Raw genomic sequence first — 25,392 nt, 5'->3', positions numbered from 1 at the left:
GCCCGGCCCGCTTTGCTACAGTGCGCCGCGTTTCCCCCCACTTTCCAAGGAGTTGCCCCCATGCTCGGCGGCGTCATCGCGTTCCTCGTGTGCGTCTGGTTCTACCTGACGGCGGATAAGCTGAAATTGAATCCCCTGCCCTGGATCGTCGGGGCTTTGATCATCTATTACGGCACCAAGGCGGCATGGACCTTCGTGTTCCTCAAACCGCTGATGGGCATCAACTTCACCCATGGCAGCATGATCGGCGGCTTCTTGCTGGAAATCATCGGCGCGGCGCTAGGCGTCCTGGCCTGCGGGCTGTTCCGCGACCGCGTCCTCATGAAGCAACAGCAATGAGCGCCCTGCCGCCGTTCCAAGCCGCCATCCTCGACATGGATGGCTTGGTCCTCGATTCCGAATCCACCTATTGCGCGGCTTGGCGGCTGGCCGCGGCCGAACTGGGCTATGCGCTGGCGGAAGACTTTTGCCACAGCCTGTTCGGCCAGCACGCCTCCGCTGTGGAAGCGGCGATGTGGCGGGAATTCGGCCCCGGCTTCGAACGGGAGCGTTTCTATCAAGCGGCGGAGCGGCATTGGTTCGCCCATCTCCACACCCAGGGCATGGCGCGGATGCCGGGCGTGGAAACCCTGCTGGAACTACTCCGCGCCCGTGGGGTTCCGTTCGCGCTCGCCACCAATAGCGATGCACCCTACGCCCGGCGCTGCCTGGAACGCTCCGGCTTGGCGGATGCCTTCACGGTGGTCGTGACCCGCGACCAAGTGCCTCTGGGCAAGCCCGCGCCGGATGTTTATCTGGAGGCGGCGCGGCGGCTGGGCATGGACCCGGCGGCTTGCCTCGCCTTGGAGGATTCGCCAACCGGACTCGCCGCCGCCAATGCCGCCGGGATGATTACGGTTTTGGTGCAGCGCCACGACAATCTCCGGGCGCAAGCGCTGGGCTTGGCCCGCCATGCCTGCGCTTCGCTGCTGGAAGTGGTGGAGATGATGGGGAGGCGGGGGGCATGAGGTGGGAAGGTCGAAAGCCCTTTCCGATCAGGCGGCGCGGATCGGGAAGGGCTCTCGGCCCGGGTGTTTCGGCTTGCGCCGGTAGCTGCGGGCGTCGCGGAAGGTGGCGGCGCGGTTGAATTTGCCCGCGTGCTTGGCGACGGGATTGTTCACCGGGATGGCCGGTGGCCGGGGTTTCTTGCTCATATTCGCCTCTTGATCAATAAATGGCGCTTAGCCCGCGCCGGGGCTTCCGACCCCATATTGGATTTGGATTCGGTCTCGTCGTAGGTCCAGGGGAATCCCGAAGGTTCCTGGCTCCACACCGGCCAGCCGTGTAGGCCCAACCGTTCGATCATGATACCGCTCATATCGTCGCCCCCGTGGGTTCGGGATGGGGAAAATGCAGGGCCAACCACACCGTCGGCTCGCCGGGCCGGGTCCATTCCACCCGGTGGCGGCAATGGGCAGGTAATAACACCGCATCGCCCGGATTCAAAACCAGGACTTCGGCCCGGCCTTCGATCACCAGCGCCGCGCCGCCCCGCACCAGCATCACCCATTCGTCCCAGCTTTGGTCGTACCACTCGCCCGGTGGCGTGGCGTGACCCAAGGACAGGATGCGCTCCAAGCGGAACGCGGGCGTTTCCAACACCGTCTCGAAACGCTCGGCATCCAGGCTTTCCGGCAGGTCGGCGAGCAAACGGGCCAAAAGCGGAGGATCGGAAGTGGTCATGGCGGACGGCCAGGGTGGAGCGGACCATTATCCAGCCGTCGGTGGATTTTCGGAAGCCCGGCCCCTGGCAACCGCGTTATTGGCCACATGACAGATGAAAAAATATTACAGGGATTTATAATACGCGGATGGTTCGCACGCATGGATTCCGGCCACCGACCTTCGAGGCGGTGGCGTGGCATCCAGCATTCCAGGGCGAACGGGGTATAATCCGAAGATTGTTTGCGAATGTGGCGAAATTGGTAGACGCGCTGGATTTAGGTTCCAGTGGGGCAACCCTTGAGAGTTCGAGTCTCTCCATTCGCACCACCTACCCTCAGACCTCATGCTTCGCGTTGGGCGCCCGCCCCCGAACGCCGACCACCGCACGAGCGCCCGTCCGTCCCCGCCAACCCCGGACGACCACCCGACCAACCAGCCCCGATTATCGCTATCCATTACCTCGAGGTAACCCATGCAAGTTTCTGTCGAAACGACATCCGAATTGAGCCGTAAGCTGACCGTCCAGGTTCCCGAAGAAAAAATCCAGAAGGAAGTCTCCACCCGCCTGAACGCCCTCACCCAGAAGGTCAAGCTCGACGGTTTCCGCCCCGGCAAGGCGCCGCACAGCGTCATCAAACAGCGCTACGGCCAGCAGGTCCGCGAAGAAGTGTTGACCGAAATCATCCAGAACACCTTCCACGAAGCCGTGCGCGACGAGAAGCTGAACCCCGCCGGGATGCCGACCATCACCGCCCACAAGGCCGACGAGGGCCAGGGCCTGGAATACGAGGCCAATTTCGAGGTGATGCCGGAATTCGTGCCGATGCCGCTGGAAACCCTGGAAGTCCGCCGCTACCTGTCGGAAGTCGGCGACGAAGATGTGGACGCCATGATCCAGCGCCTCCGCGAGCAGCGTAAAACCTGGGAAGCCGTGGAACGTTCCTCGGTCGAAGGCGACCGCATGATTATCGCGTTCGAGGGCTTCGACGGCGAAGCCTCCTTCACCAACGGCAAGGTCGAGGATTTCCCGGTGGTGCTGGGCGAGGGCCAGATGGTGCCGGGTTTCGAGGACAATCTGAAAGGAGCCACACCGGGCGCGAAGCTCGAATTCGACCAAGCCTTCCCGGAAGATTATCCCGCCGCCAACCTGGCCGGTAAAACCGTGCATTTCGTGGTCGAAGTCGCCAAGGTCGAAGAGACCCGCCTGCCGGAATTGGACGCCGACTTCATGAGCCTGTTCGGGATCGAAGGCGGCGAGTTTGACGCCTTCCGCGCCGAAATCCGCAGCAACATGGAACGCGAGATGCGCCGCGCCCTGCACACCAAGACCAAAACCTCGGTCATGGACGCGCTCTACGCCGCCAACCCCATCCAACTGCCCGGCGTGCTGGTCAAGGACGAGGTCAACGACCTGGCCCGGCCCTATCTGGAAACCGCCCAGGAACGCAAGCAAGCCATCGACGAGGCCAAGCTCAAGGAGCAACTGGAACCGGTGGCGCGGCGGCGCGTGACCCTGGCCCTGGTGCTGAACAAGCTAATCGAGACTTATAACGTCAAGCTGGATGTCAACCGCGTTCGCGCCGCCGTCGAAGAACTGGCCCAGAGCTACGAACAACCCAGCGAGGTGGTTCGCTGGTACTATTCCGACAAGACCCGGCTGCGCGAAATCGAGAACGTGACCCGCGAAGACCAGGTCGTGGATTTGATCCTGGAACAAGGCCAGACCACCGAAGAGAAGATCGACTTCCAGGCGCTCATGCAAGCGGCGGCTCCCAAGGCCCAAGCCTAGCCGGCCCACACCCCCATTCCCAGAAGGCAACCCATGTTTAACCCAAACCTCCCCCAAGACCTCAGCCCCAGGGCTTCCGGCCTGGTGCCCATCGTCATCGAACAATCCGCCCGCGGCGAACGGGCCTTCGATATCTATTCCCGTTTGCTCAAGGAGCGTGTCATCTTCCTGGTCGGCCAGGTCGAGGACTACATGGCGAACCTCATCATCGCCCAACTCCTGTTCCTGGAATCGGAAAACCCGGACAAGGACATCCATTTGTACATCAACTCGCCGGGCGGCGTGGTGACTTCCGGCCTCGCCATCTACGACACCATGCAATTCATCAAACCCGATGTCAGCACCCTGTGCGTGGGCCAGGCCGCCAGCATGGGCGCCTTGCTCCTCGCGGGCGGCGCCCCCGGCAAGCGCTACGCCCTGCCGCACTCGCGGGTGATGATCCACCAGCCCTTGGGCGGTTTCCAAGGCCAGGCCAGCGATATCGATATCCATGCCCGCGAAATCCTGGCCGTGCGCGAACGCCTCAACACCATCCTGGCCAAGCATACCGGCCAGCCCATGGAGCGCATCCAAGCCGATACCGACCGTGACAATTTCATGAGCGGAGCCGACGCGGTACGCTATGGTCTAATCGATAAGGTTTTGGAGAGCCGGGAAGTTTCCGCGGCGGGATGAGCCGGAATTCCCATAACTCAGGAAACACGCGGTCGATGCCCCAGGACGGGGCTTGGATCGACCGCCGCAACGCTTACGACGACGCAAGAAGGGGTGTGCGATGAGTGACGACAGACACGGCAAAGACGGGGGCGGCAAGCTCCTTTATTGCTCGTTTTGCGGTAAAAGCCAGCATGAGGTGCGCAAGCTCATCGCCGGGCCCGCCGTTTTCGTCTGCGACGAATGTGTGGAATTGTGCAACGACATCATCCGCGAGGAACTCCAGGAGAGCGCCTCCTCCGGCATGGATAAGTTGCCCAAGCCCAAGGAAATCAAGGCGGTCCTCGACGAATACGTGATCGGCCAGGAAAAGGCCAAGCGTATCCTGTCGGTGGCCGTCTACAACCATTACAAGCGGCTCCGCGCCCAAAGCCACGCCAAGAAGAGCGACGTGGAATTGGCCAAGAGCAATATCCTCCTGATCGGCCCGACCGGCTCTGGCAAGACCTTGCTGGCCGAAACCCTGGCCCGCTTGCTGGACGTGCCCTTCACCATCGCCGACGCCACCACCTTGACCGAAGCGGGCTATGTCGGCGAGGACGTGGAGAACATCATCCAGAAGATTCTCCAAAAGTGCGATTACGATGTGGAAAAAGCCGAATCCGGCATCGTCTACATCGACGAGATCGACAAGATTTCCCGCAAGTCCGACAACCCCTCGATCACCCGCGACGTGTCGGGCGAAGGCGTGCAGCAAGCCCTGCTCAAGCTGATCGAAGGCACGGTAGCGTCGGTGCCGCCGCAAGGGGGCCGCAAGCACCCGCAACAGGAGTTCTTGCAGGTCAACACCGCCAATATCCTGTTCATCTGCGGCGGCGCGTTCGCCGGGCTGGAAAAGGTCATCCGCGCCCGTTCCGAGAAGGGTGGCATCGGCTTCTCCGCCGATGTGAAGAGCAAGGACGAGAAACGCAACGTTGGCGAAATCCTGGGCGAGGTGGAAGCCGAGGACTTGATCCGCTACGGGTTGATCCCGGAATTCGTGGGCCGCTTGCCGGTGGTCGCGACCCTGGAAGAACTCGACGAAGCGGCCTTGGTCCGTATCCTGACCGAGCCCAAGAACGCCTTGGTCAAGCAGTACAAGAAGCTGTTCGAGATGGAAAGTTGCGACCTGGAAATCCGCGAGGACGCCCTGAAAGTGGTCGCCAAGCGGGCCATGGACCGCAAGACCGGCGCTCGCGGCCTCCGTACCATCCTTGAACACGTGCTGCTGGATACCATGTACGAATTACCCTCTTCCGAGCATGTCTCCAAGGTGGTGATCGATGAAAAGGTCATCAAAGGCGAAACCGAACCCTATTTGATCTATAAGAGCGGCGAAAAACACCTCGCCTCGGGTGAATAACCCTAAAATCCACACGACAATTAACTGTAAATAAACAATCGCCCGCTTGCGGGCGATTTTTTTTGCGGTTTTATTTCAGCGCCCCTTGTATTCATTCCCCCCCCGCCTATATCTTCAATCCACCCCCTCCTACAACCAATGGTCCCCCCTATGGATAGTTCAACGCATGCCACTTTGAAAACCGTCCCGGTTCTGCCTCTGCGCGACGTGGTGGTTTATCCGCACATGGTCATCCCCCTGTTCGTGGGCAGGGAAAAATCGATCCTGGCCCTGGACAGCGCCATGCGCGACAACAAGCAAATCTTGCTGGTGGCGCAAAAGGAAGCCGAGGTCGACGACCCCGGTTTCGAAGACCTCTACACGGTCGGCACGCTGTCGAACATCCTGCAATTGCTCAAGCTGCCGGACGGCACCGTCAAGGTGTTGGTCGAGGGCAGCGAGCGCAGCCGGGTGGAAAAATACAAGATGCTGGACAAGTTCTTCATGGCCCAGGTCGTGCCGCAAGAGGACGAACTGAGCATCGGCGAACAAGAATTGGATGTGCTGGTCCGCACCGTCATCAACACCTTCGACCAGTACGTCAAGCTGAACAAGCGCATCCCGCCCGAAGTCCTGAACTCGCTGGCCGGTATCGACGACCCCAGCCGCTTGGCCGACACCATCGCCGCCCACATGACCATCAAGATCGAGGATAAGCAAATCATCCTCGAATCCAGCGATATCACCGCCCGCCTCGAACGCCTCATGACCTTGATGGAAGGCGAGGTGGACATGTTGGAAATGGAAAAGCGCATCCGCGGCCGCGTCAAGCAGCAGATGGAAAAGAACCAGCGCGAGTACTACCTGAACGAGCAGATGAAGGCGATCCAGAAGGAACTGGGCGAAATGGAGGACGTGCCCAACGAATTCGAGGAACTGGCCCGCAAGATCAAGAAATCCGGGATGCCGGAAGCCGCCCGCGTCAAGACCGAGACCGAACTGAGCAAGCTCAAGCTGATGTCGCCCATGTCCGCCGAAGCCACGGTGGTTAGGAACTACATCGATTGGATGGTCAGCATGCCTTGGAAGAAGCGCACCAAGGTCAACCACAACCTCAAACACGCCGAGGAAATCCTGGAAGCCGAGCATTACGGCCTGGACAAGGTCAAGGAACGCATCCTGGAATATCTGGCCGTGCAACAGCGCGTCAAAAAGCTCAAAGGCCCGATCCTGTGCCTGGTGGGACCGCCCGGCGTCGGCAAAACCTCGCTGGGCCAATCCATCGCCCGCGCCACCAACCGCAAATATCTACGCATGGCCCTGGGCGGCGTGCGCGACGAGGCGGAAATCCGCGGTCACCGCCGCACCTACATCGGCTCCATGCCCGGCAAAATCCTGCAAAACATGGCCAAGGTAAAAACCCGCAACCCCATGCTGATGCTGGACGAGATCGACAAGATGGCGATGGATTTCCGCGGCGACCCGGCTTCCGCCCTGTTGGAAGTGCTGGACCCGGAGCAGAACCACACCTTCAACGACCATTACCTGGAAGTCGATTTCGACCTGTCCGAGGTGATGTTCATCGCCACCGCCAACACGCTGAACATCCCGGCCCCGCTGCTCGACCGCATGGAAGTGATCCGCATCGCCGGTTACACCGAGGACGAGAAAATCAACATCGCCCTGCGCTACTTGATCCCCAAGCAGATCAAGAACAACGGCCTCAAGGAAACCGAAATCCACATCAACGAATCGGCCATCCGCGACATCATCCGCTACCACACCCGCGAAGCCGGGGTGCGTAACCTGGAACGCGACATCGCCAAGATTTGCCGCAAAGTGGTGAAGAACCTGGCCTTGAAGCCCAGCAGCAAGCGGGTCAACGTGACCAACCGCAACCTGGAGGATTACCTGGGCGTGAAGCGCTTCCGCTATGGCCGCGCCGAGGAAAACGACCAGGTCGGCCAGGTCACCGGGCTGGCTTGGACCGAAGTGGGCGGCGAATTGCTGACCATCGAGGCCGTCATCATGACGGGCAACGGGAAGCAGACCTATACCGGCAAGCTGGGCGAGGTCATGCAGGAGTCGATCCAGACCGCCATCACCGTGGCCCGCACCCGTTCCGACATGCTGGGAATCGACCCCACTTTCTACCAAAAGCACGATGTGCATGTGCATGTCCCCGAAGGCGCGACCCCGAAAGACGGTCCGAGCGCGGGCATCGGCATGTGTACCGCCCTGGTGTCCGCGCTGACCAAAATCCCGGTGCGCTCGGATGTGGCGATGACCGGCGAAATCACCCTCCGGGGCGAAGTGCTGCCTATCGGCGGCCTGAAGGAAAAACTGCTCGCGGCCCACCGCGGCGGGATCACCACAGTACTGATCCCCGAGGAAAACGAGAAGGACTTGGCGGAAATCCCCAAGAACATCAAGCAAGACCTCGCCATCATCCCGGTGCGTTGGATCGACGATGTACTGAAAATCGCGCTGCAACGCATGCCCGAGCCGCTGCCGGTCCCGCCCCCGGTGGTGGAAGGCGAAGGCGTCACCCTCCCCGCGATGCCCGCCAGCAGCATGATCGCCCACTGACCCCTTCCCGACCGACCGGCCCGCCGCGCAACCCGCGAACGGGCCGGAAGCCGCGGAAATCAAGGCTCCCAGGCCCATCCCGCCTTGACATGGCTTTTCCTGTGCTGATAAATTCCCCGCCCTATCGAGCAGACGCGACTGCGGCAACGTGGCTTTCGGGGCTTGGCCCAAGCCGGTTGCTCCTGGCTTGAAGACGCGGGATGGAACCGGGTCGATCCCAACATCCAGCCCATCGCCGCCCGGCACCTTCCTGCGCTTCCATCGAACATAACCGATTAATCCCAACTCACCTAGGGGGAATGAATGAATAAAGCGGAACTTATCGAGGCGATCTCCGACGCGGCCGACTTGACCAAAGCGGATGCCGGTCGCGCATTGGACGGTGTCATCGATGCGATTACCGAAGCCTTGCGTAAGGGCGAAGCTGTATCCTTGGTGGGCTTCGGCACCTTCCTGGTGAAGGAACGCGCCGAGCGTCTGGGCCGCAATCCGCAGACCGGCGATTCGATCACCATCCAAGCCGCGAAAATTCCCGCATTCAAGGCTGGTAAAGCCCTGAAAGATGCTGTACAATAGCCTTCTCTTTCAGGGTGCTTAGCTCAGCTGGGAGAGCATCGCCCTTACAAGGCGAGGGTCGTAGGTTCGATCCCTACAGCACCCACCAAGTTAATTTGGAGCGGTAGTTCAGTTGGTCAGAATACCGGCCTGTCACGCCGGGGGTCGCGGGTTCGAGCCCCGTCCGCTCCGCCAAACCAAGAAAAAAGCCCCGCGCATCACGCGGGGCTTTTTTTTAGCTCCAAGGAAATGCCCCGTCCCCAGCCCTTTCTTTCCACTCGGTAGGTTCCGCTTATGCTCCAAGCGATTCGTGATCGTGCCCAAGGCATCTTTGCCTGGATAATGTTGATTCTGATCGGCGTGCCCTTCGGCCTGTGGGGTATCCAGAATTACATGGATACCGGCAAAGAAAAACCGGCGGTCGTGGTGAACGGCCATGAAATCTTCGACCGCGAAGTGAACCAGGCCTACGAACGCAGCCTCACCAGCCTGATGGGCATCGACTTCGACGAGAAGCAACTCCGCCAGGAAACCCTGGAACGGCTGGTCCAAGAGGAAGTCATCGTCCAAAGCGCCGAGGACGAATCCCTGACCATCGGCGATGCCGAGATGCGCGGCTTCATCCAATCCCTGCCCTATTTCCAGACCGACGGCAAGTTCGACAAGGACAAATACAAAGCCATGCTGTCGTCCCAGGGTATGAACCCCGAACAATTCACCGCCCAGGTCCGCCGCGCCCTGGTAATGGAACAATATCAAAAAGGCATCCTCGACAGCGCCTTCGCCACCCAGGACCAAGTGGATACGCTGATCCGGCTCAGGAACCAAGAGCGCGAGATCGAATACGCCACCGTGCCGCTGAAGCCCTCCACCCGCGCCTTCACCGATGCCGAGATCGAGGCGTATTACCGCGAGCATCTGGCGGACTTCAGGAATCCCGAGAAAGTCTCCATCGAATATGTGGTCCTGGCCCTGGAAGACCTGGCGAAGGAGGTGCAAATCGGCGACGACGAACTGCGCCGCCAGTATGAAGAACACAAAGCCAATTTCGGCACCGAGGAACGCCGCAAGCTCAGCCATATCCTGATCCCGGTGGAAGGCGGCGACAAAGACACCGCCGCCCTCGCCAAGGCCAAGACCGTCCGCGAACGGCTGGCCAAAGGCGAAGATTTCGCCAAGGTGGCCCAGGAAGCCTCGGGCGATCCCGTCTCGGCCAAACAGGGCGGCGACCTGGGTTTCATGGACAAGAGCGCCATGGAGGAAAGCTTCGCCCAGGCGGTCGCGGCCTTGAAGCCGGGCGAGGTGTCCGAGCCGGTCAAAACCTCATTCGGCTACCACCTCATCAAGCTGACCGAACTGGTCCCGGCCCAGATCAAACCCTTCGACGCGGTAAAAAGCGAGTTGCTGAAGACCGCCCAGCACAACGCGGCGGAGAACAAATTCTACGATCTCGGCCAAACCCTGACCGAGCAGGCTTTCGAGCATCCCGATAGCCTGGAGGCCGCCGCCCAGCAGCTCAAGCTCAAGATCGAACAGGCCGGTCCCTTCACCCGCGAGGCGGGCGAGGGCGTGGCCGGCGAGGAAAAGGTACGCACGGCGGCGTTCAGCACGGATGTACTGAACGGACGCAACAGCGACCCGATAGAACTGGAAGGGGAAAAAGCCCTGGTGCTGCGCGTCAAGGCGCATCAACCGGCTTCGGACAAGCCCTTGGCCGAAGTCAAGGACGGCATCCTCGCCCAGTTGCGCGACGAGGACGCCCGCCGCGAGGCCCGCAAACAAGCCGATGGGTTGTTGCAGCAGGTGAAGGCGGGCAAGCCCTTCGCGGAAGCCGCGAAGAGCGCGGGACTCGCGGTGAACAAACCGGCGATCTTCAAGCGCGGCGAGGACAAGCTACCGGCGACCCTGGTCGGCGCGGCGTTCAAGACCCCGCGCCCCCAGGACGGCAAGCCGACCCCCAACAGCACCGAACTGGATACCGGCGAGGTCGCCATCTTCAACCTGTTGACGGTGAAGGACGGCGTGCCTTCCTCCACCGACCCCAAGGAAGCCGATTCCGCCCGGCAATTCCTGTCCCGGAGCCTGGGCCAGCGCGAATTCACCGCCTTCGCCGCCCGCCTCAGGGAACTCGCCGATGTGAAGTTCAAGCAACCCGAATCCTGATCCCGGCCAGCGCGGGGCAACGCCCCGCGCTTTCACTCCCGGCTCGCCTTGAATCCCTTCGCTTCCAGCGCGGCCAACAACCCGGCCTCCCCCACCACCCGCCGCGCATCCACCACCACGAAATAGGTCCGGCCATCGGCGGCCAGTTCGTCCAGGCTGCGGGCCACGGCCTCGTTGCGCGACTTCAGCCATTGCTCCGAGGATTTCTGCAAGGCGGGCACAGCCGCCAACGCCCGCCGCACCGTGAATTCCACCGATTCGGGATCGCCCTTGCGCCAGGCCTCGTCCAGGGCCTTGAAATACTCGTTCCTGGCGTCGGCCTCGTGCAAGGCTTCCAGCAAAAATGCCTCTTGCTCGGCGTCGGCCATGCCGTCGAAGCGTTTGGCCTGCTCGGCCAGCGGGTCGAATTCGATGATGGGCTTGAGGGTTTCCGCCGCCTTGACGAAACTCTTGACCGTGGCGAGTTGCTCGTCGTAACCCATGCGCTTGAGCGCCGCGCCCTTGAGGTGCAAAGCCGCCAACCAAGGCCGCTGGGCGTTCAGGGCGTCCTCGGTGATATCGAGGCTTTTGGCGAGTTCGAGCGCCTTGCGCCAGGTGCCGGGCTTGATATGGTCCTGGAGGCCGGTACCGTCCTTGTATTCCCCCTTAGCCACGAGGGCGGGTTGCGCCGCCATCTCCCCCACCGTGTCGAGATCGTCGATGATCACCAGCACGTTCGCGCCGGCGAAGGCGTCCATGAGCTTTTCCGGCAAGGGGTACATATCGGCGGTGCCGAAACCCAAGCCTCCCAGGAGATAGAGGGATTTCTTGCCGGAACCGAGCTGCCATAACAACTGCGGGCGGTTCTCCCCCGGATTGAGCCGGGACAGGGCGGGCGACAGCCCGGCGGAGGTTTTTTCCTGGCAAGGCTTGTCCTGGTAGAACACTTTATTGTTCTGATCCAGGCATTTATGGACGCCGGCCCAGGGCGTTCCGGGCGCGAGGGCCAGGATAAGGGCCGACAGCAGGACGCGGGAGCGTGTGGTCGAGATCATGGGGGGATCGTGGGTGTGGATGGGTGTTTCCCGGCGCGGAAGCCCTGGGAACCCCGCCGAACAGGCTGGCCCAGGTTCCGACGCGACGGCCTGAATTGTATAAATTTAGCGCAAGGCCCGGCAAAGACCAAAGTCCGGCGCGTCCATCCGATTGGCGCGACCCGAAATCACCGGTACGATGCGGGCTTCACCGAACCCCCCGCGCCACCATGGAACATTCCGAAACAATCGCGCCCTGCCCCCTCTCCAAACAATACCGCATCGACGCGACCCAAGCTTGGAATTCGCTCACGGTATTCTTCCTGTACCGGCTGGCGTTGGGCGGCACCCTGGTGCTGTTGTTTTTCCTCAACGCGCTACCCTCGGCCCTGGGCGGATTCTCGCCGCCGCTCTATGCCTTCTCGGCCTGCCTGTATTTGGCGTCGATCTTCCTGGCGGCCATCCCACTATCGTTGCGCCGTCCCGCGTTCGGGTTCCAGGCCCAAACCCAGGTTTTCGTGGATATCATGCTGATCCCGTTCATCATGCTGGCTTCGGGCGGCATCGGCAGCGGCGTCGGTGCCTTGCTGGGCTTGTCGGTGGCGGCGGGCGGCATCCTGGTCGGCGGGCGTTGCGCCATCGTGTTCGCGGCCCTCGCCAGCCTCGCCGTGCTGGTGGAAGAGGTCTACGCCGACCTGGGCGATTTGTTCCACAGCACCAACTATCCCTACGCCGGGATGCTGGGCGCGTCCTATTTCGGCATCGCGCTGCTGGCCATGGTCCTGGCCCGGCGGGCGGAGCAGAGCGAAGCCATCGCCGCCCAGCGCGGCATCGACGTGGAGAACCTCCAACAGCTCAACAGCTTCATCATCCAGAATATGCAATCCGGCATCCTGGCGGTCGATAGCCACCACCGCATCCGCCTGTCCAACGAAGCCGCCGAGCGGCTCTATCCCCATGCGCCGCACTGCCAATCGCTGGAGAGCGTCTGCCCGTTCCTGGCCCAGCATTTCCAGCGCTGGCTGGCCGACCCCGCCCGCAACGGCGCCGACCTCAAGACCGCCGACGGCCAGCCCCTCCACGCCCGCTTCACCCGGCTGGGCCGGACCCAACCGCCGACCTACATGATCTTCCTGGAGGACAGCGCCCTCCGCAACGAACGGGTCCAGCAAAGCAAGCTGGCCTCGCTGGGGCGGCTCACCGCCAGCATCGCCCACGAAATCCGCAATCCCCTGAGCGCCATCAACCACGCCAGCCAATTGCTGGAGGAATGTCCGGGCCTGGGCGACAAGGACCGGCGCCTGGTCCAGATCATCATCGAACACGCCGCCCGCCTCAACTCGGTGATCGAAAACGTGCTGCAACTCTCCCGCCGCGGCGAGGCGCGGCGGGAAACCCTCCCCCTGGTGGAAACCCTGGCGGATTGGCTACGCGAGTTCGAGGCGCGGCAAGGGCTGGGACCGGCCCAGTTCCTGCTGGATGTGAAAACCCGCCCGCCCCAAATCAGCGTCGATCCCACCCATTTCAAGCAAATCGTCGAAAACCTATGCTCGAATGCGTTGAAATACGGGCATCCCGAACTCGGCCCCATCGTCCTGCGGGTGGGCCGGGCCCAGGGCGAGCCCTATGTCGCGGTGCTGGATCACGGCGCTCCCCTGGACGCCGAGACGGTCCAGCACCTGTTCGAGCCGTTTTTCACCACCTCGTCCACCGGCACGGGGCTGGGGCTGTATATTTCCCGTGAATTGGCCGAACTCAACCAAGCCCGGCTGGAATACGGGGCGATCAACGGAGAAGCCCGTGGTTTCCGGCTATATTTGCCGGATGCAGAGAAAAACAGCGTTGCCCTATGAACAAATCGACCGCCCTAGTCATCGACGACGAACCCGCGATCCGCGAACTTTTGGAAATGACCCTCGAACGCATGGATATCGATGTCCGCGCGGTGGGCAGCCTGGCCCAGGCCAAGCAGTCCTTGCAATCCGGGAGCTTCGACATCTGCCTCACCGATATGAAGCTGCCCGACGGCAACGGCCTGGACCTGGTCGAATACATCCAGGCCCATTGCCCGGCCCTGCCGGTGGCGGTCATCACCGCCCATGGCAGCATGGAAGCCGCCATCCGCGCCATGAAAAGCGGCGCCTTCGATTTCGTCAGCAAGCCCCTGGACCTCGGGGTATTACGCAATCTGGTCCATACCGCGCTCAAGCTGCGCGGCCAACCCCGCGAGCGCCGCTCGCGCCAGGTCCTGCTGGGCGAATCCGAGGCCATGCGCGAGATCCGCGCCAAGATCGCCAAGCTCGGGCGCAGCCAGGCCCCGGTGTTCGTCAGCGGCGAATCCGGCACCGGCAAGGAATTGGTGGCCCGCCTGATCCACGCCATGAGCCCCCGCGCCGACCAGCCCTTCGTGCCGGTCAACTGCGGGGCCATCCCCGAGGAACTGATGGAGAGCGAATTCTTCGGCCACAAAAAGGGCAGCTTCACCGGCGCGGTGGCGGACAAACCCGGCCTGTTCCAGGCCGCCAACGGCGGCAGCCTGTTCCTGGACGAAGTGGCCGACTTGCCCCTGAGCCTGCAAGTCAAGCTGTTGCGGGCCATCCAGGAAAAATCCATCCGCCCGGTGGGCGAGGCCAAAGAAATCCAGGTCGATACCCGCATCATCAGCGCCACCCACAAGAACCTGGCGAAACTGGTGGAGGAAGGCGCGTTCCGGCAGGATTTGTTCTACCGCATCAACGTGATCGGGGTGCATGTGCCCTCCCTGCGGGAACGGCGCGGCGATATCCCTATCCTGGTCGACCATATCCTCGACAAATTGGCCGCCACCAACCACGAACCCCGCGCCCGCCTGGCCCCCGAGGCGCTCGACACCCTGCTGGGCTACCGCTTCCCCGGCAATGTGCGGGAATTGGAGAACATCCTGGAACGGGCCGTGGCCCTGTGCGAGGACTGGCGCATCATGGTGGGCGACTTGGACCTGCCGGAAAGCCTGTCCAACCGCCCCGCGCCGGGCGGGGAGGACGCCCCGTCCCCGCCCCTGCCGGAAGAAGGCGTCTCACTGGAAAACTATATGGACGAGATCGAAAAACAGGCCATCATCCGCGCCCTGGAAAAAACCCGCTGGAACCGGACAGCGGCGGCGAAACTCCTGGGAATCACCTTCCGCGCCCTGCGCTATAAACTGAAGAAACTGGATTTGGAATAATCCGCCGAAGTATTCCCGCCCATCGAAAAGCCCCCATTCCGGGGGCTTTTCATTGCTCGGGAAAACCCGGCTCAGGCGTGGTATTTATCGAGGTGGCGGAATTTCTCCAGGGCTTCCTTCACCACCACGGCACCCGCCCCGTCCAATTCGCTGGGCTTGTAGATATGGTCCAACAAACCCTCTTCGACCAGGGCTTCCTTGAGCCATTTCTTGGCGAAGCGATAATTGGTCGGGAACGCCGCCGTCTCGCCGGTGGCGGGATTGCGGAGGTTGGGGCCGCGCTCGGGCAAACCGGCCTTGGCCGGAGCGGCGGGGGCCGGCGCTGCGGCGGGCTCGACGGCGGAGGCTGGCTCGGTCGTGGCATCGGTGGATTCGGGTTCGGCGACGGCCTGGACCACGGGCGCGGGCTCGGCCACGGGCGCTTCGATTTTCTCCGTCACGGCGATCACCGTCTTTTCCTCGCGGGCGGCGGGAATCGGATTTCCGGGGGAAGCCTGCCCGCTTTGGATTTCCGCGACGGTTTTGAATACCTCGCGGGCGACATACCCCAAGAATACCAAGGTGAGCAAGAATAATAATTCGGTCATAACATCCCCTCTTCTTGTAATTATCGCGGCTGGTGAACCAGCCGGGTATCGGACCGCGCAGCCGATAACCTTCGGCTCCGCGCCGGTCCTGCACAACATAGGCGGAATCACCCAAAACCGCAATATGGCGACCCGCCCGGCGCGACGGCCCGGAGGATTCAGGCCGCCGCGCCGCCGAATTGCATCCGGTACAAATCGGCGTAATAGGAAGGCCCGGCCAGCAATTCGGCATGGGTGCCGGCTTCGACGATACCGCCATCACGCATGACATAGATGCGGTCGGCGTTCTGGATGGTGGACAGGCGGTGGGCGATGACCAGGGTGGTGCGGCCCCGCATCAGGATTTCCAGGGCGTCCTGGACATTGCGCTCGGACTCGGCGTCCAGGGCCGAGGTGGCTTCGTCCAAGATCAGGATCGGCGCGTCCTTCAACAGGGCGCGGGCGATGGCGATACGCTGGCGCTGGCCGCCCGACAGCACCACGCCTTGCTGGCCGACCTGGGTATCGAAACCCTGGGGCAGGTTCTCGATGAAATCCAGGGCGAAGGCGGCGGCGGCGGCGCGGCGGATATCCTCGCGGCTGGCGTCGCGCTTGCCATAGGCGATATTGTTCGCCACCGTGTCGTTGAACAGGGTGACTTCCTGGCCGACATAGGAGATATGGCGGCGCAGACTGCCGAGGGTGAAACCGCGGATATCCAGGCCATCGATCAGGATTTTCCCCTCGGTGGCCTCGTACAACCGGGGCAACAAGCGCACCAGCGAAGTCTTGCCGCTGCCGGAATGGCCGACCAGGGCGATGGTCCGGCCCGGTTCGATGGCGAGATCGACCTTCCGCAAGGCGTATTCGCCGCCGTCGCGATAGGCGAGGCCGACGGCCCGGTATTCGATGCGGCCCTGGGTGGACAGGAGTTCCAGCTTGCCGGTATCGCGTTCGCGGCCCGCGTCCAGCACCTCGAAGATGCTATCGCCCGCCGCGATGCCGCGTTGCAGGACGCTGACCAATTGGGTCACGCGCTTGATCGGGCTTTGCATCATCGCCATCGCCGCCACGAACGACACCAAGCTGCCCGGCGTCAGGCTGGCCCGCACCGAATCCAGCGAGGCCACGTAGAGGATGGTGGCGATGCCGCCGATATAGATGAACTGGATGATCGCGCCGCTGATGGCGTCGGTGGCGATCAAGCGCAGTTGGCGGCGCTGGTTGCTCTCGTTCTCGCGCTTGAATTTCCCGGTCTCGTAGTCCTTGCCGTCGAACACCTTGACGACGCGCTGGGCGTCGAGGACTTCCTGGGCCACATGGCCGACATTGCCCATGGACTCCTGGATGCGCATGGACATTTTGCGGAAGCGCTTGCTGACCTGCCGGGTGCCGACACCCAACAACGGCCCCACCACCATCATCACCAGGGACAACAAGGGATTCTCGTACACCATCAGCGCGGTCAACCCGACAATGCTGAGGCTGTCCTTGAACACGGTGACAATGCCGGTGCTGAGCGAGGTCGCCACCTGCTCGGTGTTATAGAGCAGTTTGGACAGCAATTGGCCGGAGGAGGATTGGTCGTAATAGGCGCAGGGCAGGTTCAGGAATTGGTCGAACAGATCGCGGCGCAAATCGGCGATGACCCGGCGGCTGACCCAGCCCGAGTAATAATCGCTGGCGAACCCGGCCACGCCCCGCAACACCGACAGCCAGACCAAGGTCCAGGCCGCCTCGCGCAGCACCTCGGGACCGCTCTGGATGAAACTGCCATCGACCAGGGATTGGGTCAGTTTGGCGAAGGCCGGACCCATGCCGGCGTAGACGATCATCGCTACAATGGAGACGACGAACATCCGCCAGTGCGGCAATGCATAAGCCCACAGCCTGCGATAGACCACCCTGCCATCGGCCAGCGTCTTGCGTTGGGGATCGGTTTCACTCATCGGCGGGTCTCGGTAGGGCTGGACAAACGGGCGGGCCGCCCGCGCTGGGCCGGAGGGTTGGTCAGGTGGCGAATACTAGCAAACATAGGAGAACACCATGAACGTCCAAGAAGAACTCGGCAAATTCCGGGATGGCCTGCTGCAACAACGCGATGAGCTGGCCGTGCAATTGAACCTGGCGAAATTGGAAGCGCGGGAGGAGTGGGAACGGGCCGAAGCCAAGTTGGAGGAATTCTCGGCCAAGCTGGAAGGGGCCGCCGCCGAGGCCAAGGACGCCTCGGACGATGTCTGGGCCAGCGCGAAAATGCTCGGGGAAGAACTGAAAAGCGCCTACGAGCGCATCAAAAGCCACCTGTAAGGGCTACTAGGCGGCATCCCGCCGCGTCTGGCGGTGGGGTGCCCGGCTAACAGCAGCGTTTGACGCCGCTCCAGCGCCGTTGGATTTCGGCCTCGTGGAACGCCTTGCGGCTCAGGGGTTCGCCGCCCTCGTGGGCGTGGCGGGAATGCCAGTGGGACAGGTAACGCTCGTAGGCATCGTCCCCGGTGGCCTCCCGCAGCCACCGCCAGCAGCGCCCGAGGCCCGGAAGACGCGGCATTCCGCAACCCAGGGGATTACTTGATCTTCGCTTCCTTGTACATCACATGCTTGCGGACGACGGGATCGAACTTCTTGATCTCCATCTTTTCCGGCATGGTCTTCTTGTTCTTGGTGGTGGTGTAGAAATGGCCGGTGCCGGCGCTCGATACCAATTTGATTTTGTCGCGCATGATCTAAACTCCGAAATCCTTAGACGCTCTCGCCGCGCTTGCGGATGTCCGCCAAGACCGCGTCGATGCCTTTCTTGTCGATGGTGCGCAGACCCTGGGCCGAAACCCGCAGCTTCACCCAACGGTTCTCGCTTTCCACCCAGAAGCGGCGGTCGTGCAAGTTGGGATTGAAGACCCGCTTGGTCTTGTTGTTAGCGTGGGAGACGTTCTGGCCTACAATACGGCCCTTGCCCGTCACCTGGCATATTCTGGACATGGTTAACCTCTGCTCGCCTTGGCTGACACGAAAAAACCATGCTTTATATAGGATGGCCGCGCCCCAAGTCAAGCCGGAACCCGGCTTCCCCCTCCCTTCAGGAACCGCACCATGAGTATCAAGCTCGGGATCGTCATGGATCCCATCGGAAAAATCAAAATCCACAAGGACACCAGTTTCGCGCTGCTGCTGGAAGCCCAGGCACGTGGCTATGAACTGTATTACATGGAACTCAACGATCTGTACCTGCGCGATGGCCGCACCCACGCCCGGATGCGTTCCCTCCGGGTCCAGCGCAACGAACTGTCCTGGTTCAGCCTGGGCGACAGCGAAGACCAGCCCTTGGACCGGCTCGACGTGGTATTGATGCGGAAAGACCCGCCGTTCGATCAGGAATATATCTACGCCACCTATCTCCTGGAATGCGCCGAAAGCCGGGGCGTGTACGTGGTCAACAAACCGCGCTCCCTGCGCGACGCCAACGAAAAGCTGTTCACCGCGTGGTTTTCCCACTGCTGCGCCCCGACCCTGGTGGCGCGGGAAGCCGGCAAATTCCGCGAATTCCTGCGCGAACAAGGCGAAATCGTCTTGAAACCGCTGGACGGCATGGGCGGGGCGTCGATCTTCCGGGTGGCGGGCAACGACCCCAACCTGAGCGTGATCCTGGAAACCATGACCCGCCACAACACCCGCTACGCCATGGCCCAGCGCTATCTCCCGGAAATCGTGGACGGCGACAAACGCATCCTGGTGGTGAACGGCGAGGCCGTGCCCTACGCCCTGGCGCGGATTCCGGCCCAGGGCGAAAGCCGCGGCAACCTGGCGGCGGGAGGCCGGGCCGAGGGCCGCGCCCTCACCGCCCGCGACCGCTGGATCGTCGAACAAGTCGGGCCGACCTTGAAGGAACGCGGCCTAATATTCGTGGGACTGGATGTCATCGGCGATTACCTGACCGAGGTCAATGTCACCAGCCCGACCTGCGTGCAGGAATTGGATAAATTCTTCAACCTCAATATCAGCGCCAAGCTCATGGACCATATCGAAAGCGTGGTCCAACGCCCGGTTTAAATCACCCCATGCACGACCGCACCGCCCACGACCGTTTCCTCATCGCGCTGCTGCTCGCGGGCCTGGTCCACGCCGTGGCGATCCTGGGCGTGGGTTTCGAGCCGCCCCGGCCCGCGCAGATCAAGCCAGCCTTGGCCGTCACCCTGGCCCGCAACCCCAGCCCGGCCGCCCCCAAAACCGCCGACGCCCTGGCCCCGGAACATCAACTAGGCGATGGCGCGGCCACACGGAAAACCCTCCCGGAACCCGAAGCCGCCTACCCCGCCGTGACCGGGGAGCCCCAGGCCGAACAGCCGCCCCTCCCCGCCCAGGAATCCAACGCGGCGGCCCGGCGCAAGCCGGTCCTGACCCAGGCCGAATCGGAAAAAGCCGTCCCCAACGCCGATGACGAACCCCATCCCCCGCAACCTCAATCTGTCCAGGTCCAGGCCATCGAAATCAACCCCCCACGGGACACCGAGGCCGAGGGCCTCCGCAAGGTGTTCATCAATTCGGTCAACGCCCAAAAATACAAGGCCGCCGCCTATGAACGGGCTTGGCAGCGCGAGATCGAGCGCATCGGCAACCTGCATTATCCCGACGAGGCCCGGCGGCAAAAACTGTCCGGGAGCTTGGTGATGGTGGTGGCGCTGCGCCAGGACGGCACGGTCCACGATATGAAGATCACGCATTCCTCCGGCCATGCCGCGCTGGACGACGCCGCCAAGCGCATCGTCGCCCTGGCCGCGCCGTTCAGCCCGTTCCCGGCGGAACTCCGGCAGGAAGCCGACGTGTTGGTCATCACCCGAACCTGGCGGTTCTACAACGACTCGCGGCTCGAAACCGAATAAGGATGCCACGCGAGCGCAAACCTGCCCCATGAGCGGAATCTTCAACCATCCCATCGGCCAAGGTTTGATCATCCTGCTGGTGGTCGTCGTCCATGCCTTGGCGCTCCTGGAATTCAGCCCCTCCCCCCCCGGGCCTTTGCGGAGCGCACGCCCGATGGATGTCGCCTTGGTCCAAGCGCCCCGACCCGCGATCCCGCCAAACCCGGCTCCGCCATCCGAACCGCCGCCCCCGGTAGAAGCCACCACGGCACCCACGCCAAAAACGCCCCGGCCACAACCCGCCCCGCCCCGCCCGGTACCGCCCCAACGCGCTCCACACGCTCCGGTCCCAGCTCCCACCCCCATGCCCGTGGCCAAGCCCACACCCGCGCCCACACCGCAGCCGAAGCGCGAACCCAAACCCACACCCGCACCCGCACCCGCGCAGCCCACAGCGCCCAAGCCCGCCGTGGCAGCCCACCACGAATCCGCCCCGCCACCCAAGCGGCTCGACCTCGGCTCCCTGAGCCAGCAAATCGCCGAGGTCGGCACGGCGCTCAACCTCAGCCGTACCGCCCAGGCCGATGGACTCCGCTTCCTGCATATCAACGCCACCAACGCCGCCCAGCATAAGGCCACCGACTACCTCTACGGCTGGGAACGCAAGCTGAGGCATATCGGCAAGCTGGGTCTGGGTTCTCCCAAAACCGGCGACGGGGACTGGTCGGGCAGCGTCCATTTACGCATCGCCCTCCGCGCCGACGGCAGCCTCTACAAAATGGAAAAAATCCGCTCCTCGGGCGACGCGGGCCTGGACGCGGCGGCGGAAGGCATCGTCCAACGGGCGGTGCCCCTGCCGCCGTTCCCCAAGGGCTTGCGCGAAGAATGCGATGTGCTGGTCAACGACCGCGTATTCCAGTTCGAGAACGGCAATCTGCTAGAACAGGACCGTTGAACAGAACCCCCGGAAACCCCGTCCCACAACCTCCAAGCGGCACGCCCGGTCCGACCGGCCCGGCTTGCGCCCGTCCACCCCGAAGGCCGATACTATCCCCATGATCGAAACCACCGCCAACCTCACCAATCATTTCCTGATCGCGATGCCGGGCATGACCGACCCGCTTTTCGCCAGGACCGTGACCTACCTCTGCCAGCACAACGAGGAAGGGGCGTTAGGCATTATCGTCAACCGCCCTTCCGAACTAACCCTGGCCGATATCATGGAGCAAATGGAAATCGAAGTGGCCGCGCCCACGGTCGGGCAAATCCCGGTCTATTACGGCGGTCCGGTCCAACCCGAGCGCGGGTTCGTGCTGCACGGGCCCATGCCCGGCCAGGAATGGAGTTCCTCGCTCAAAGTCTCCGACCAAATCTCCCTCACCACCTCCCGCGACATCCTGGAAGCCATCGGCCAAGGCGAGGGACCGCACGATGTCCTGATCGCCCTGGGCTACGCCGGTTGGGGCAAGGGCCAATTGGAACGCGAGATCGTCGAGAACGCCTGGCTGAACGCCCACGCAGACCCCTCCATCCTGTTCCAACGCCCGGCGGCGAGCCGCTGGAAAGCCGCGGCGGAACTGATGGGCGTGAATATCGCACTGCTGACCACGCCGGCCGGACACGGCTGATCCGATGCGCGAAGAATCCCAAGTCCCCGAACTCGGCGGCGGCACCTACCTCGGCTTCGATTACGGCGCGCTCAACATCGGCGTCGCGGTGGGCCAAAGGGTCACCGCCACCGCCACCGGGCTCGAAACCATCCGCGCCACCAGCGAACAAGCCCTGTGGAGCGCCGTGGCCCGCTTGGTCAAGACTTGGCAGCCCTCCGCCTTCGTGGTCGGGATGCCCTACCATCCCACCGGCGAGGTGAACCCCATCGTCCAGCCCATCCTGAAATTCTGCGAGCAACTGGAAAAGCGCTACCGTCGCCGGGTCTACATCATGGACGAAACCCTCTCGACCAAGGAATCCCAGGAAATCTTCTACCGCGAACGCTCCAAGCGCTCGGTGCAGTTCGCCGATATCAAGGACGAACTCGCCGCCCAGCTCATCCTGCAAACCTGGCTGAAACACACGGCCCAACGCGAAACCCCCGATGCCTGAATCCACCTTGGAAGTCGCCACCCTGCTGGACCGGCTGGAAGCCGGCCTGCGCCAAGAAATCGCCCGCCGCCCCCTCACGGACCCCGCCATGATCGGCATCCACAGCGGCGGCACCTGGGTCGCCGAACAACTCCACGCCCGGCTCGGCCTCAAGGAACCCTTGGGCGTCCTCAACATCGCCTTCTACCGCGACGATTTCTCCCAGATCGGGATGCACCCCCAGGTCCGGCCCAGCCTGCTGCCGTTCCGGGTCGAGGGCCGCGATATCCTCCTGATCGACGACGTGTTCTACACGGGCCGCACCATCCGCGCCGCGCTCAACGAGATATTCGACTACGGGCGTCCGGCCCAGGTGGTGTTGGGCGTGCTGCTGGAACGCGATGGCCGCCAGATTCCCCTCCGGCCCGATTGCATAGGCGGCGAATTGGCCCTGGAACCCGGCCAGCGCATTAAACTGACCGGACCCGATCCCCTGCGTTTCACCCTACACCGTGTGTAACCCATGCTCCCCAACCACGACGCGCTACAGTTGGACGCCCATGGACGCCTGCGGCATTTCCTGACCCTCGAAGGCCTGGGCCGCCCGCTGCTGGAAAACATCATGGACCGGGCGGAGTCCTTTTCCAGCGTCACCGAACAGACGGTCAAGAAAGTCCCGCTGCTGCGCGGGAAGACCGTGGTGAACCTCTTTTTCGAGAATAGCACCCGCACCCGCACCACCTTCGAGCTGGCGGCCAAGCGCCTCTCCGCCGATGTGCTGAATATCAACATCGCCACCTCGGCCACCGCCAAGGGCGAAAGCCTGCTCGACACCGTCCGCAACCTGGAAGCCATGCACGTCGATATGTTCGTGGTGCGCCACGCCGCGAGCGGCGCCCCGCATTTCATCGCCCGCCATGTCGCCCCACATATTAGCGTCATCAACGCCGGCGATGGCCGCCATGCCCATCCCACCCAGGGGATGCTGGACGTGTTCACCATCCGCAAACTCAAGGGCGGTTTCGCGGGACTCAAAGTCGCCATCGTCGGCGATGTGCTGCATTCGCGGGTGGCGCGTTCGGAGATACAGGCGCTCAACCTCCTGGGCGTCCAGGAAATCCGGGTGATCGGCCCGCGCACCCTCTTGCCCGCCGCCGTGGAAACCCTGGGCGTCAAGGTGTTCCACACCCTGGAACAGGGCTTGGAGGATGTGGACGTGGTGATGATGCTCCGACTGCAAACGGAACGCATGAGCGGTGCGTTCATCCCCAGCGTGCATGATTATTTCGCCCGTTTCGGCCTGACCGGGAAGCGCCTGGAACGCGCCAAGCCCGACGCCATCGTCATGCATCCGGGGCCGGTCAACCGCGGCATCGAGATCGACCCCGAGGTGGCCGACGGCCCGCGTTCGGTGATCCTGCAACAAGTGACCCATGGCATCGCCATCCGCATGGCGGTCATGTCCATGGCCATGAGTCCCGACGGCGGAGACAAAACGGCATGAGCCCACGCATCCTCATCAGCGGCGGACGGGTGGTCGATCCCGCCTCCGGTGGCGACTCCATCCAGGATTTATATATCGCCGGGGGCCGCATCGTCGGCCTGGGCGCGAAACCGGACGGCTACGCGGCGGATTTGGAGATTCCCGCCCAGGGCCACATCGTCAGCCCCGGTTTCATCGACCTCTGCGCCCGGCTGCGAGAACCCGGCCAGGAACACAAGGGCACCATCGCCAGCGAGGGCAAGGCGGCGTTCGCCGGGGGCATCACCACCCTGTGCTGTCCACCCGATACCAGCCCGGCTATCGATTCCCCCGCCGTGGTCAACCTGATCCTGGAAAAAACCGAAGCGGCGGGTGGACCCCGCATCCTGCCCATCGGCGCCCTGACCCCCGAACTCAATGGCCGCGACCTCAGCGAGATGGGCGCCTTGAAAAGCGCCGGCTGCCTCGCCGTCGGCAACGCCCATGCGCCCATGGCCAATACCCTGGTGCTGCGCCGGGCCATGGAATACGCCGCCAGCCACGACCTCCTGGTCGTCGTGCGGCCGGAAGACCCCTATCTGGCCGACACGGGCTGCGTCCACGAAGGCCCGGTCAGCACCCGGCTGGGGCTGCGCGGCATCCCCTACGCGGCGGAAACCGTGGCCGTGGCCCAGGTACTGGCCTTGTTGGAGCCCACCGGCGCCCGCGTGCATTTCGCCCAGATCAGCTGCGCCCGCGCCGCCCGCGCCATCGCCAGGGCGCAGGACAAAGGCGAGCCGGTCAGTGCCGATGTCGCCGCCCATCAACTGCATCTGACCGAGGCCGATATCGACGGCTTCGACGCGCTCTGCCATGTGCGCCCGCCCCTGCGCGGCCTGGGCGACCGCGACGCCCTGCGCCTCGCGGTACGGGATGGGACGCTCGCGGCGATTTGCTCCGACCACCAGCCCCACGAGCCCGACGCCAAGCTCGACGCCTTCCCTTCGACCGAACCCGGTATCTCCAGCCTGGAGACCCTGCTGCCACTAACTTTGGCCTTGGTGGAACAGGGCGCGATGGCGCTGCACCCCGCCCTGGCGGCCTTAACGTCGCGGCCTGCCGCCCTGCTGGGGCTGGATGCGGGGAGTTTGCGGGTGGGCGCGGTGGCCGATCTCTGCGTGTTCGATCCAGAGGCGGAATGGACCGTGGGGGAAGGGAGTTGGCTAAGCCGGGGGCGGAATACGCCGTTCTGGGGGAAGAGCCTGAAGGGGCGGGTGGCTTATACGCTGGCGGCGGGACGGGTGGTGTTCCGACGCTGACAAGACCTGCTTGCGGGGAAGCGGAAACAGGGCTTCCGCGCTTCCAAACCGCCCTGGGGA

28 protein-coding genes and 3 tRNA genes are annotated in these 25,392 nt (G+C 63.1%); 22 read left to right on the top strand and 9 right to left on the bottom strand.

Features of this window, described 5'->3' with window-relative positions; genetic code table 11:
- Nucleotides 1-60: 60 nt before the first annotated feature.
- Both B9N93_RS25285 and B9N93_RS02520 read left to right on the top strand, forming a co-directional pair.
- The gene (locus B9N93_RS25285) at nt 61-339 is read left to right on the top strand and encodes a hypothetical protein (protein ID WP_085210591.1); all 279 of its coding nucleotides are present in this window, start codon (nt 61-63) and stop codon (nt 337-339) included.
- Entirely contained in the window at nt 336-1,007 is a 672-nt protein-coding gene (locus B9N93_RS02520) for an HAD family hydrolase (RefSeq protein WP_085210589.1), read from the top strand. The genes B9N93_RS25285 and B9N93_RS02520 overlap by 4 nt, the downstream gene beginning before the upstream one ends.
- A 27-nt stretch (nt 1,008-1,034) precedes the next feature.
- On the opposite strand, the gene B9N93_RS25280 is transcribed toward B9N93_RS02520, so the two are convergent.
- The 3 genes from B9N93_RS25280 to B9N93_RS02515 are packed head-to-tail and all read right to left on the bottom strand — an operon-like array spanning nt 1,035 to nt 1,722.
- Nucleotides 1,035-1,193, bottom strand: coding sequence for a DUF7230 family protein (locus B9N93_RS25280; RefSeq protein ID WP_176225100.1), 159 nt, complete (start codon nt 1,191-1,193; stop codon nt 1,035-1,037).
- Complete coding sequence (locus tag B9N93_RS25215; RefSeq protein ID WP_139826509.1) at nt 1,190-1,357, bottom strand: cupin domain-containing protein; 168 nt, start codon at nt 1,355-1,357, stop codon at nt 1,190-1,192. Before B9N93_RS25215 ends, B9N93_RS25280 begins: the two co-directional genes overlap by 4 nt.
- On the bottom strand, nt 1,354-1,722 hold the full coding sequence (locus B9N93_RS02515; protein ID WP_085210588.1) for a cupin domain-containing protein: 369 nt from the start codon (nt 1,720-1,722) through the stop codon (nt 1,354-1,356). Before B9N93_RS02515 ends, B9N93_RS25215 begins: the two co-directional genes overlap by 4 nt.
- A 224-nt stretch (nt 1,723-1,946) precedes the next feature.
- Here B9N93_RS02515 and B9N93_RS02510 point away from each other — a divergent pair.
- From B9N93_RS02510 to B9N93_RS02470, 9 genes are all read left to right on the top strand, one after another.
- Nucleotides 1,947-2,031: transfer RNA gene (locus B9N93_RS02510), tRNA-Leu, on the top strand.
- Between the two features lie 145 nt (nt 2,032-2,176).
- Nucleotides 2,177-3,493 (top strand): trigger factor, encoded by a 1,317-nt coding sequence (gene tig / locus B9N93_RS02505; protein ID WP_085210586.1) that lies wholly within the window; start codon nt 2,177-2,179, stop codon nt 3,491-3,493.
- Between the two features lie 33 nt (nt 3,494-3,526).
- Nucleotides 3,527-4,168, top strand: a complete 642-nt coding sequence (gene clpP, locus B9N93_RS02500; RefSeq protein ID WP_085210584.1) for an ATP-dependent Clp endopeptidase proteolytic subunit ClpP — start codon at nt 3,527-3,529, stop codon at nt 4,166-4,168.
- Nucleotides 4,169-4,268: 100 nt separating this feature from the next.
- On the top strand, nt 4,269-5,549 hold the full coding sequence (gene clpX, locus B9N93_RS02495; RefSeq protein ID WP_085210582.1) for an ATP-dependent Clp protease ATP-binding subunit ClpX: 1,281 nt from the start codon (nt 4,269-4,271) through the stop codon (nt 5,547-5,549).
- A gap of 150 nt (nt 5,550-5,699) precedes the next feature.
- On the top strand, nt 5,700-8,117 hold the full coding sequence (lon, locus tag B9N93_RS02490) for an endopeptidase La (RefSeq protein ID WP_085210580.1): 2,418 nt from the start codon (nt 5,700-5,702) through the stop codon (nt 8,115-8,117).
- Nucleotides 8,118-8,420: 303 nt separating this feature from the next.
- Nucleotides 8,421-8,693, top strand: a complete 273-nt coding sequence (locus B9N93_RS02485) for an HU family DNA-binding protein (protein ID WP_085210578.1) — start codon at nt 8,421-8,423, stop codon at nt 8,691-8,693.
- Nucleotides 8,694-8,705: 12 nt separating this feature from the next.
- Nucleotides 8,706-8,781: transfer RNA gene (locus B9N93_RS02480), tRNA-Val, on the top strand.
- Nucleotides 8,782-8,790: 9 nt separating this feature from the next.
- Nucleotides 8,791-8,867 (top strand) — tRNA-Asp (locus B9N93_RS02475).
- Nucleotides 8,868-8,966: 99 nt separating this feature from the next.
- The gene (locus B9N93_RS02470) at nt 8,967-10,835 is read left to right on the top strand and encodes a SurA N-terminal domain-containing protein (protein ID WP_085210576.1); all 1,869 of its coding nucleotides are present in this window, start codon (nt 8,967-8,969) and stop codon (nt 10,833-10,835) included.
- 32 nt (nt 10,836-10,867) lie between these two features.
- Here B9N93_RS02470 and B9N93_RS02465 read toward each other — a convergent pair whose 3' ends face one another.
- Nucleotides 10,868-11,869, bottom strand: a complete 1,002-nt coding sequence (locus tag B9N93_RS02465; protein ID WP_085210574.1) for a TraB/GumN family protein — start codon at nt 11,867-11,869, stop codon at nt 10,868-10,870.
- Between the two features lie 209 nt (nt 11,870-12,078).
- On the opposite strand from B9N93_RS02465, the gene B9N93_RS02460 reads away from it, so the two are divergent.
- Both B9N93_RS02460 and B9N93_RS02455 read left to right on the top strand, forming a co-directional pair.
- A complete protein-coding gene (locus tag B9N93_RS02460; RefSeq protein WP_085210573.1) occupies nt 12,079-13,701 on the top strand; it encodes an ATP-binding protein in 1,623 nt (540 codons plus the stop codon).
- Nucleotides 13,698-15,053 carry a sigma-54-dependent transcriptional regulator gene (locus B9N93_RS02455; RefSeq protein ID WP_085210571.1) on the top strand — a complete coding sequence of 452 codons (1,356 nt, stop codon included), beginning with the start codon at nt 13,698-13,700 and terminating at the stop codon, nt 15,051-15,053. The genes B9N93_RS02460 and B9N93_RS02455 overlap by 4 nt, the downstream gene beginning before the upstream one ends.
- 71 nt (nt 15,054-15,124) lie before the next feature.
- Here the strand turns inward: B9N93_RS02455 and B9N93_RS02450 are convergent, their stop codons facing one another.
- Together B9N93_RS02450 and msbA are read right to left on the bottom strand one after the other, a co-directional pair.
- Nucleotides 15,125-15,640 (bottom strand): hypothetical protein, encoded by a 516-nt coding sequence (locus B9N93_RS02450; RefSeq protein ID WP_085210569.1) that lies wholly within the window; start codon nt 15,638-15,640, stop codon nt 15,125-15,127.
- Nucleotides 15,641-15,798: 158 nt separating this feature from the next.
- The gene (msbA, locus tag B9N93_RS02445) at nt 15,799-17,568 is read right to left on the bottom strand and encodes a lipid A export permease/ATP-binding protein MsbA (protein WP_085210567.1); all 1,770 of its coding nucleotides are present in this window, start codon (nt 17,566-17,568) and stop codon (nt 15,799-15,801) included.
- A 97-nt stretch (nt 17,569-17,665) separates the two neighbouring features.
- Here msbA and B9N93_RS02440 point away from each other — a divergent pair, with 97 nt between their 5' ends.
- Nucleotides 17,666-17,926, top strand: coding sequence for a hypothetical protein (locus B9N93_RS02440; protein ID WP_085210565.1), 261 nt, complete (start codon nt 17,666-17,668; stop codon nt 17,924-17,926).
- Nucleotides 17,927-17,972: 46 nt separating this feature from the next.
- Here B9N93_RS02440 and B9N93_RS02435 read toward each other — a convergent pair whose 3' ends face one another.
- Genes B9N93_RS02435 through rpmB form a run of 3 tightly spaced genes read right to left on the bottom strand, consistent with a single transcriptional unit; the run spans nt 17,973 to nt 18,592 of the window.
- Nucleotides 17,973-18,164, bottom strand: a complete 192-nt coding sequence (locus B9N93_RS02435; protein ID WP_085210564.1) for a CstA-like transporter-associated (seleno)protein — start codon at nt 18,162-18,164, stop codon at nt 17,973-17,975.
- A 16-nt stretch (nt 18,165-18,180) separates the two neighbouring features.
- A complete protein-coding gene (gene rpmG / locus B9N93_RS02430) occupies nt 18,181-18,336 on the bottom strand; it encodes a 50S ribosomal protein L33 (protein ID WP_085210562.1) in 156 nt (51 codons plus the stop codon).
- 19 nt (nt 18,337-18,355) lie between these two features.
- Nucleotides 18,356-18,592, bottom strand: a complete 237-nt coding sequence (gene rpmB, locus B9N93_RS02425; protein WP_085210560.1) for a 50S ribosomal protein L28 — start codon at nt 18,590-18,592, stop codon at nt 18,356-18,358.
- 111 nt (nt 18,593-18,703) lie between these two features.
- Here rpmB and gshB point away from each other — a divergent pair, with 111 nt between their 5' ends.
- The 8 genes from gshB (at nt 18,704) to B9N93_RS02385 (ending at nt 25,332) form a co-directional block, all read left to right on the top strand.
- Entirely contained in the window at nt 18,704-19,660 is a 957-nt protein-coding gene (gene gshB / locus B9N93_RS02420) for a glutathione synthase (RefSeq protein WP_085210558.1), read from the top strand.
- Between the two features lie 8 nt (nt 19,661-19,668).
- Nucleotides 19,669-20,490, top strand: coding sequence for an energy transducer TonB (locus tag B9N93_RS02415; protein ID WP_085210556.1), 822 nt, complete (start codon nt 19,669-19,671; stop codon nt 20,488-20,490).
- 28 nt (nt 20,491-20,518) lie between these two features.
- Complete coding sequence (locus B9N93_RS02410) at nt 20,519-21,424, top strand: energy transducer TonB family protein (protein ID WP_085210554.1); 906 nt, start codon at nt 20,519-20,521, stop codon at nt 21,422-21,424.
- A gap of 100 nt (nt 21,425-21,524) precedes the next feature.
- A complete protein-coding gene (locus B9N93_RS02405) occupies nt 21,525-22,097 on the top strand; it encodes a YqgE/AlgH family protein (protein WP_085210552.1) in 573 nt (190 codons plus the stop codon).
- A 4-nt stretch (nt 22,098-22,101) separates the two neighbouring features.
- A complete protein-coding gene (gene ruvX / locus B9N93_RS02400; RefSeq protein WP_085210550.1) occupies nt 22,102-22,572 on the top strand; it encodes a Holliday junction resolvase RuvX in 471 nt (156 codons plus the stop codon).
- A complete protein-coding gene (gene pyrR / locus B9N93_RS02395; protein WP_085210548.1) occupies nt 22,565-23,071 on the top strand; it encodes a bifunctional pyr operon transcriptional regulator/uracil phosphoribosyltransferase PyrR in 507 nt (168 codons plus the stop codon). Before ruvX ends, pyrR begins: the two co-directional genes overlap by 8 nt.
- Nucleotides 23,072-23,074: 3 nt before the next feature.
- Nucleotides 23,075-24,055, top strand: a complete 981-nt coding sequence (locus B9N93_RS02390; protein WP_085210546.1) for an aspartate carbamoyltransferase catalytic subunit — start codon at nt 23,075-23,077, stop codon at nt 24,053-24,055.
- Nucleotides 24,052-25,332 carry a dihydroorotase gene (locus B9N93_RS02385; protein WP_085210544.1) on the top strand — a complete coding sequence of 427 codons (1,281 nt, stop codon included), beginning with the start codon at nt 24,052-24,054 and terminating at the stop codon, nt 25,330-25,332. The genes B9N93_RS02390 and B9N93_RS02385 overlap by 4 nt, the downstream gene beginning before the upstream one ends.
- Nucleotides 25,333-25,392 lie beyond the last annotated feature (60 nt).

Origin of the sequence: Methylomagnum ishizawai, from assembly GCF_900155475.1 — a bacterium.
Classification (GTDB): Bacteria; Pseudomonadota; Gammaproteobacteria; order Methylococcales; family Methylococcaceae; genus Methylomagnum; species Methylomagnum ishizawai_A.
The sequence above is the reverse complement of the archived record's forward strand: the minus strand, read 5'-3'. Positions and strand labels throughout refer to the sequence as shown.

Bases quoted from the DNA above. Each gene is read 5' to 3' on its own strand.
- B9N93_RS25285 (WP_085210591.1), top strand. From the start codon at position 61: ATGCTCGGCGGCGTCATCGCGTTCCTCGTGTGCGTCTGGTTCTACCTG.
- B9N93_RS02520 (WP_085210589.1), top strand. From the start codon at position 336: ATGAGCGCCCTGCCGCCGTTCCAAGCCGCCATCCTCGACATGGATGGC.
- B9N93_RS25280 (WP_176225100.1), bottom strand. From the start codon at position 1,193: ATGAGCAAGAAACCCCGGCCACCGGCCATCCCGGTGAACAATCCCGTC.
- B9N93_RS25215 (WP_139826509.1), bottom strand. From the start codon at position 1,357: ATGAGCGGTATCATGATCGAACGGTTGGGCCTACACGGCTGGCCGGTG.
- B9N93_RS02515 (WP_085210588.1), bottom strand. From the start codon at position 1,722: ATGACCACTTCCGATCCTCCGCTTTTGGCCCGTTTGCTCGCCGACCTG.
- tig (WP_085210586.1), top strand. From the start codon at position 2,177: ATGCAAGTTTCTGTCGAAACGACATCCGAATTGAGCCGTAAGCTGACC.
- clpP (WP_085210584.1), top strand. From the start codon at position 3,527: ATGTTTAACCCAAACCTCCCCCAAGACCTCAGCCCCAGGGCTTCCGGC.
- clpX (WP_085210582.1), top strand. From the start codon at position 4,269: ATGAGTGACGACAGACACGGCAAAGACGGGGGCGGCAAGCTCCTTTAT.
- lon (WP_085210580.1), top strand. From the start codon at position 5,700: ATGGATAGTTCAACGCATGCCACTTTGAAAACCGTCCCGGTTCTGCCT.
- B9N93_RS02485 (WP_085210578.1), top strand. From the start codon at position 8,421: ATGAATAAAGCGGAACTTATCGAGGCGATCTCCGACGCGGCCGACTTG.
- B9N93_RS02470 (WP_085210576.1), top strand. From the start codon at position 8,967: ATGCTCCAAGCGATTCGTGATCGTGCCCAAGGCATCTTTGCCTGGATA.
- B9N93_RS02465 (WP_085210574.1), bottom strand. From the start codon at position 11,869: ATGATCTCGACCACACGCTCCCGCGTCCTGCTGTCGGCCCTTATCCTG.
- B9N93_RS02460 (WP_085210573.1), top strand. From the start codon at position 12,079: ATGGAACATTCCGAAACAATCGCGCCCTGCCCCCTCTCCAAACAATAC.
- B9N93_RS02455 (WP_085210571.1), top strand. From the start codon at position 13,698: ATGAACAAATCGACCGCCCTAGTCATCGACGACGAACCCGCGATCCGC.
- B9N93_RS02450 (WP_085210569.1), bottom strand. From the start codon at position 15,640: ATGACCGAATTATTATTCTTGCTCACCTTGGTATTCTTGGGGTATGTC.
- msbA (WP_085210567.1), bottom strand. From the start codon at position 17,568: ATGAGTGAAACCGATCCCCAACGCAAGACGCTGGCCGATGGCAGGGTG.
- B9N93_RS02440 (WP_085210565.1), top strand. From the start codon at position 17,666: ATGAACGTCCAAGAAGAACTCGGCAAATTCCGGGATGGCCTGCTGCAA.
- B9N93_RS02435 (WP_085210564.1), bottom strand. From the start codon at position 18,164: ATGCCGCGTCTTCCGGGCCTCGGGCGCTGCTGGCGGTGGCTGCGGGAG.
- rpmG (WP_085210562.1), bottom strand. From the start codon at position 18,336: ATGCGCGACAAAATCAAATTGGTATCGAGCGCCGGCACCGGCCATTTC.
- rpmB (WP_085210560.1), bottom strand. From the start codon at position 18,592: ATGTCCAGAATATGCCAGGTGACGGGCAAGGGCCGTATTGTAGGCCAG.
- gshB (WP_085210558.1), top strand. From the start codon at position 18,704: ATGAGTATCAAGCTCGGGATCGTCATGGATCCCATCGGAAAAATCAAA.
- B9N93_RS02415 (WP_085210556.1), top strand. From the start codon at position 19,669: ATGCACGACCGCACCGCCCACGACCGTTTCCTCATCGCGCTGCTGCTC.
- B9N93_RS02410 (WP_085210554.1), top strand. From the start codon at position 20,519: ATGAGCGGAATCTTCAACCATCCCATCGGCCAAGGTTTGATCATCCTG.
- B9N93_RS02405 (WP_085210552.1), top strand. From the start codon at position 21,525: ATGATCGAAACCACCGCCAACCTCACCAATCATTTCCTGATCGCGATG.
- ruvX (WP_085210550.1), top strand. From the start codon at position 22,102: ATGCGCGAAGAATCCCAAGTCCCCGAACTCGGCGGCGGCACCTACCTC.
- pyrR (WP_085210548.1), top strand. From the start codon at position 22,565: ATGCCTGAATCCACCTTGGAAGTCGCCACCCTGCTGGACCGGCTGGAA.
- B9N93_RS02390 (WP_085210546.1), top strand. From the start codon at position 23,075: ATGCTCCCCAACCACGACGCGCTACAGTTGGACGCCCATGGACGCCTG.
- B9N93_RS02385 (WP_085210544.1), top strand. From the start codon at position 24,052: ATGAGCCCACGCATCCTCATCAGCGGCGGACGGGTGGTCGATCCCGCC.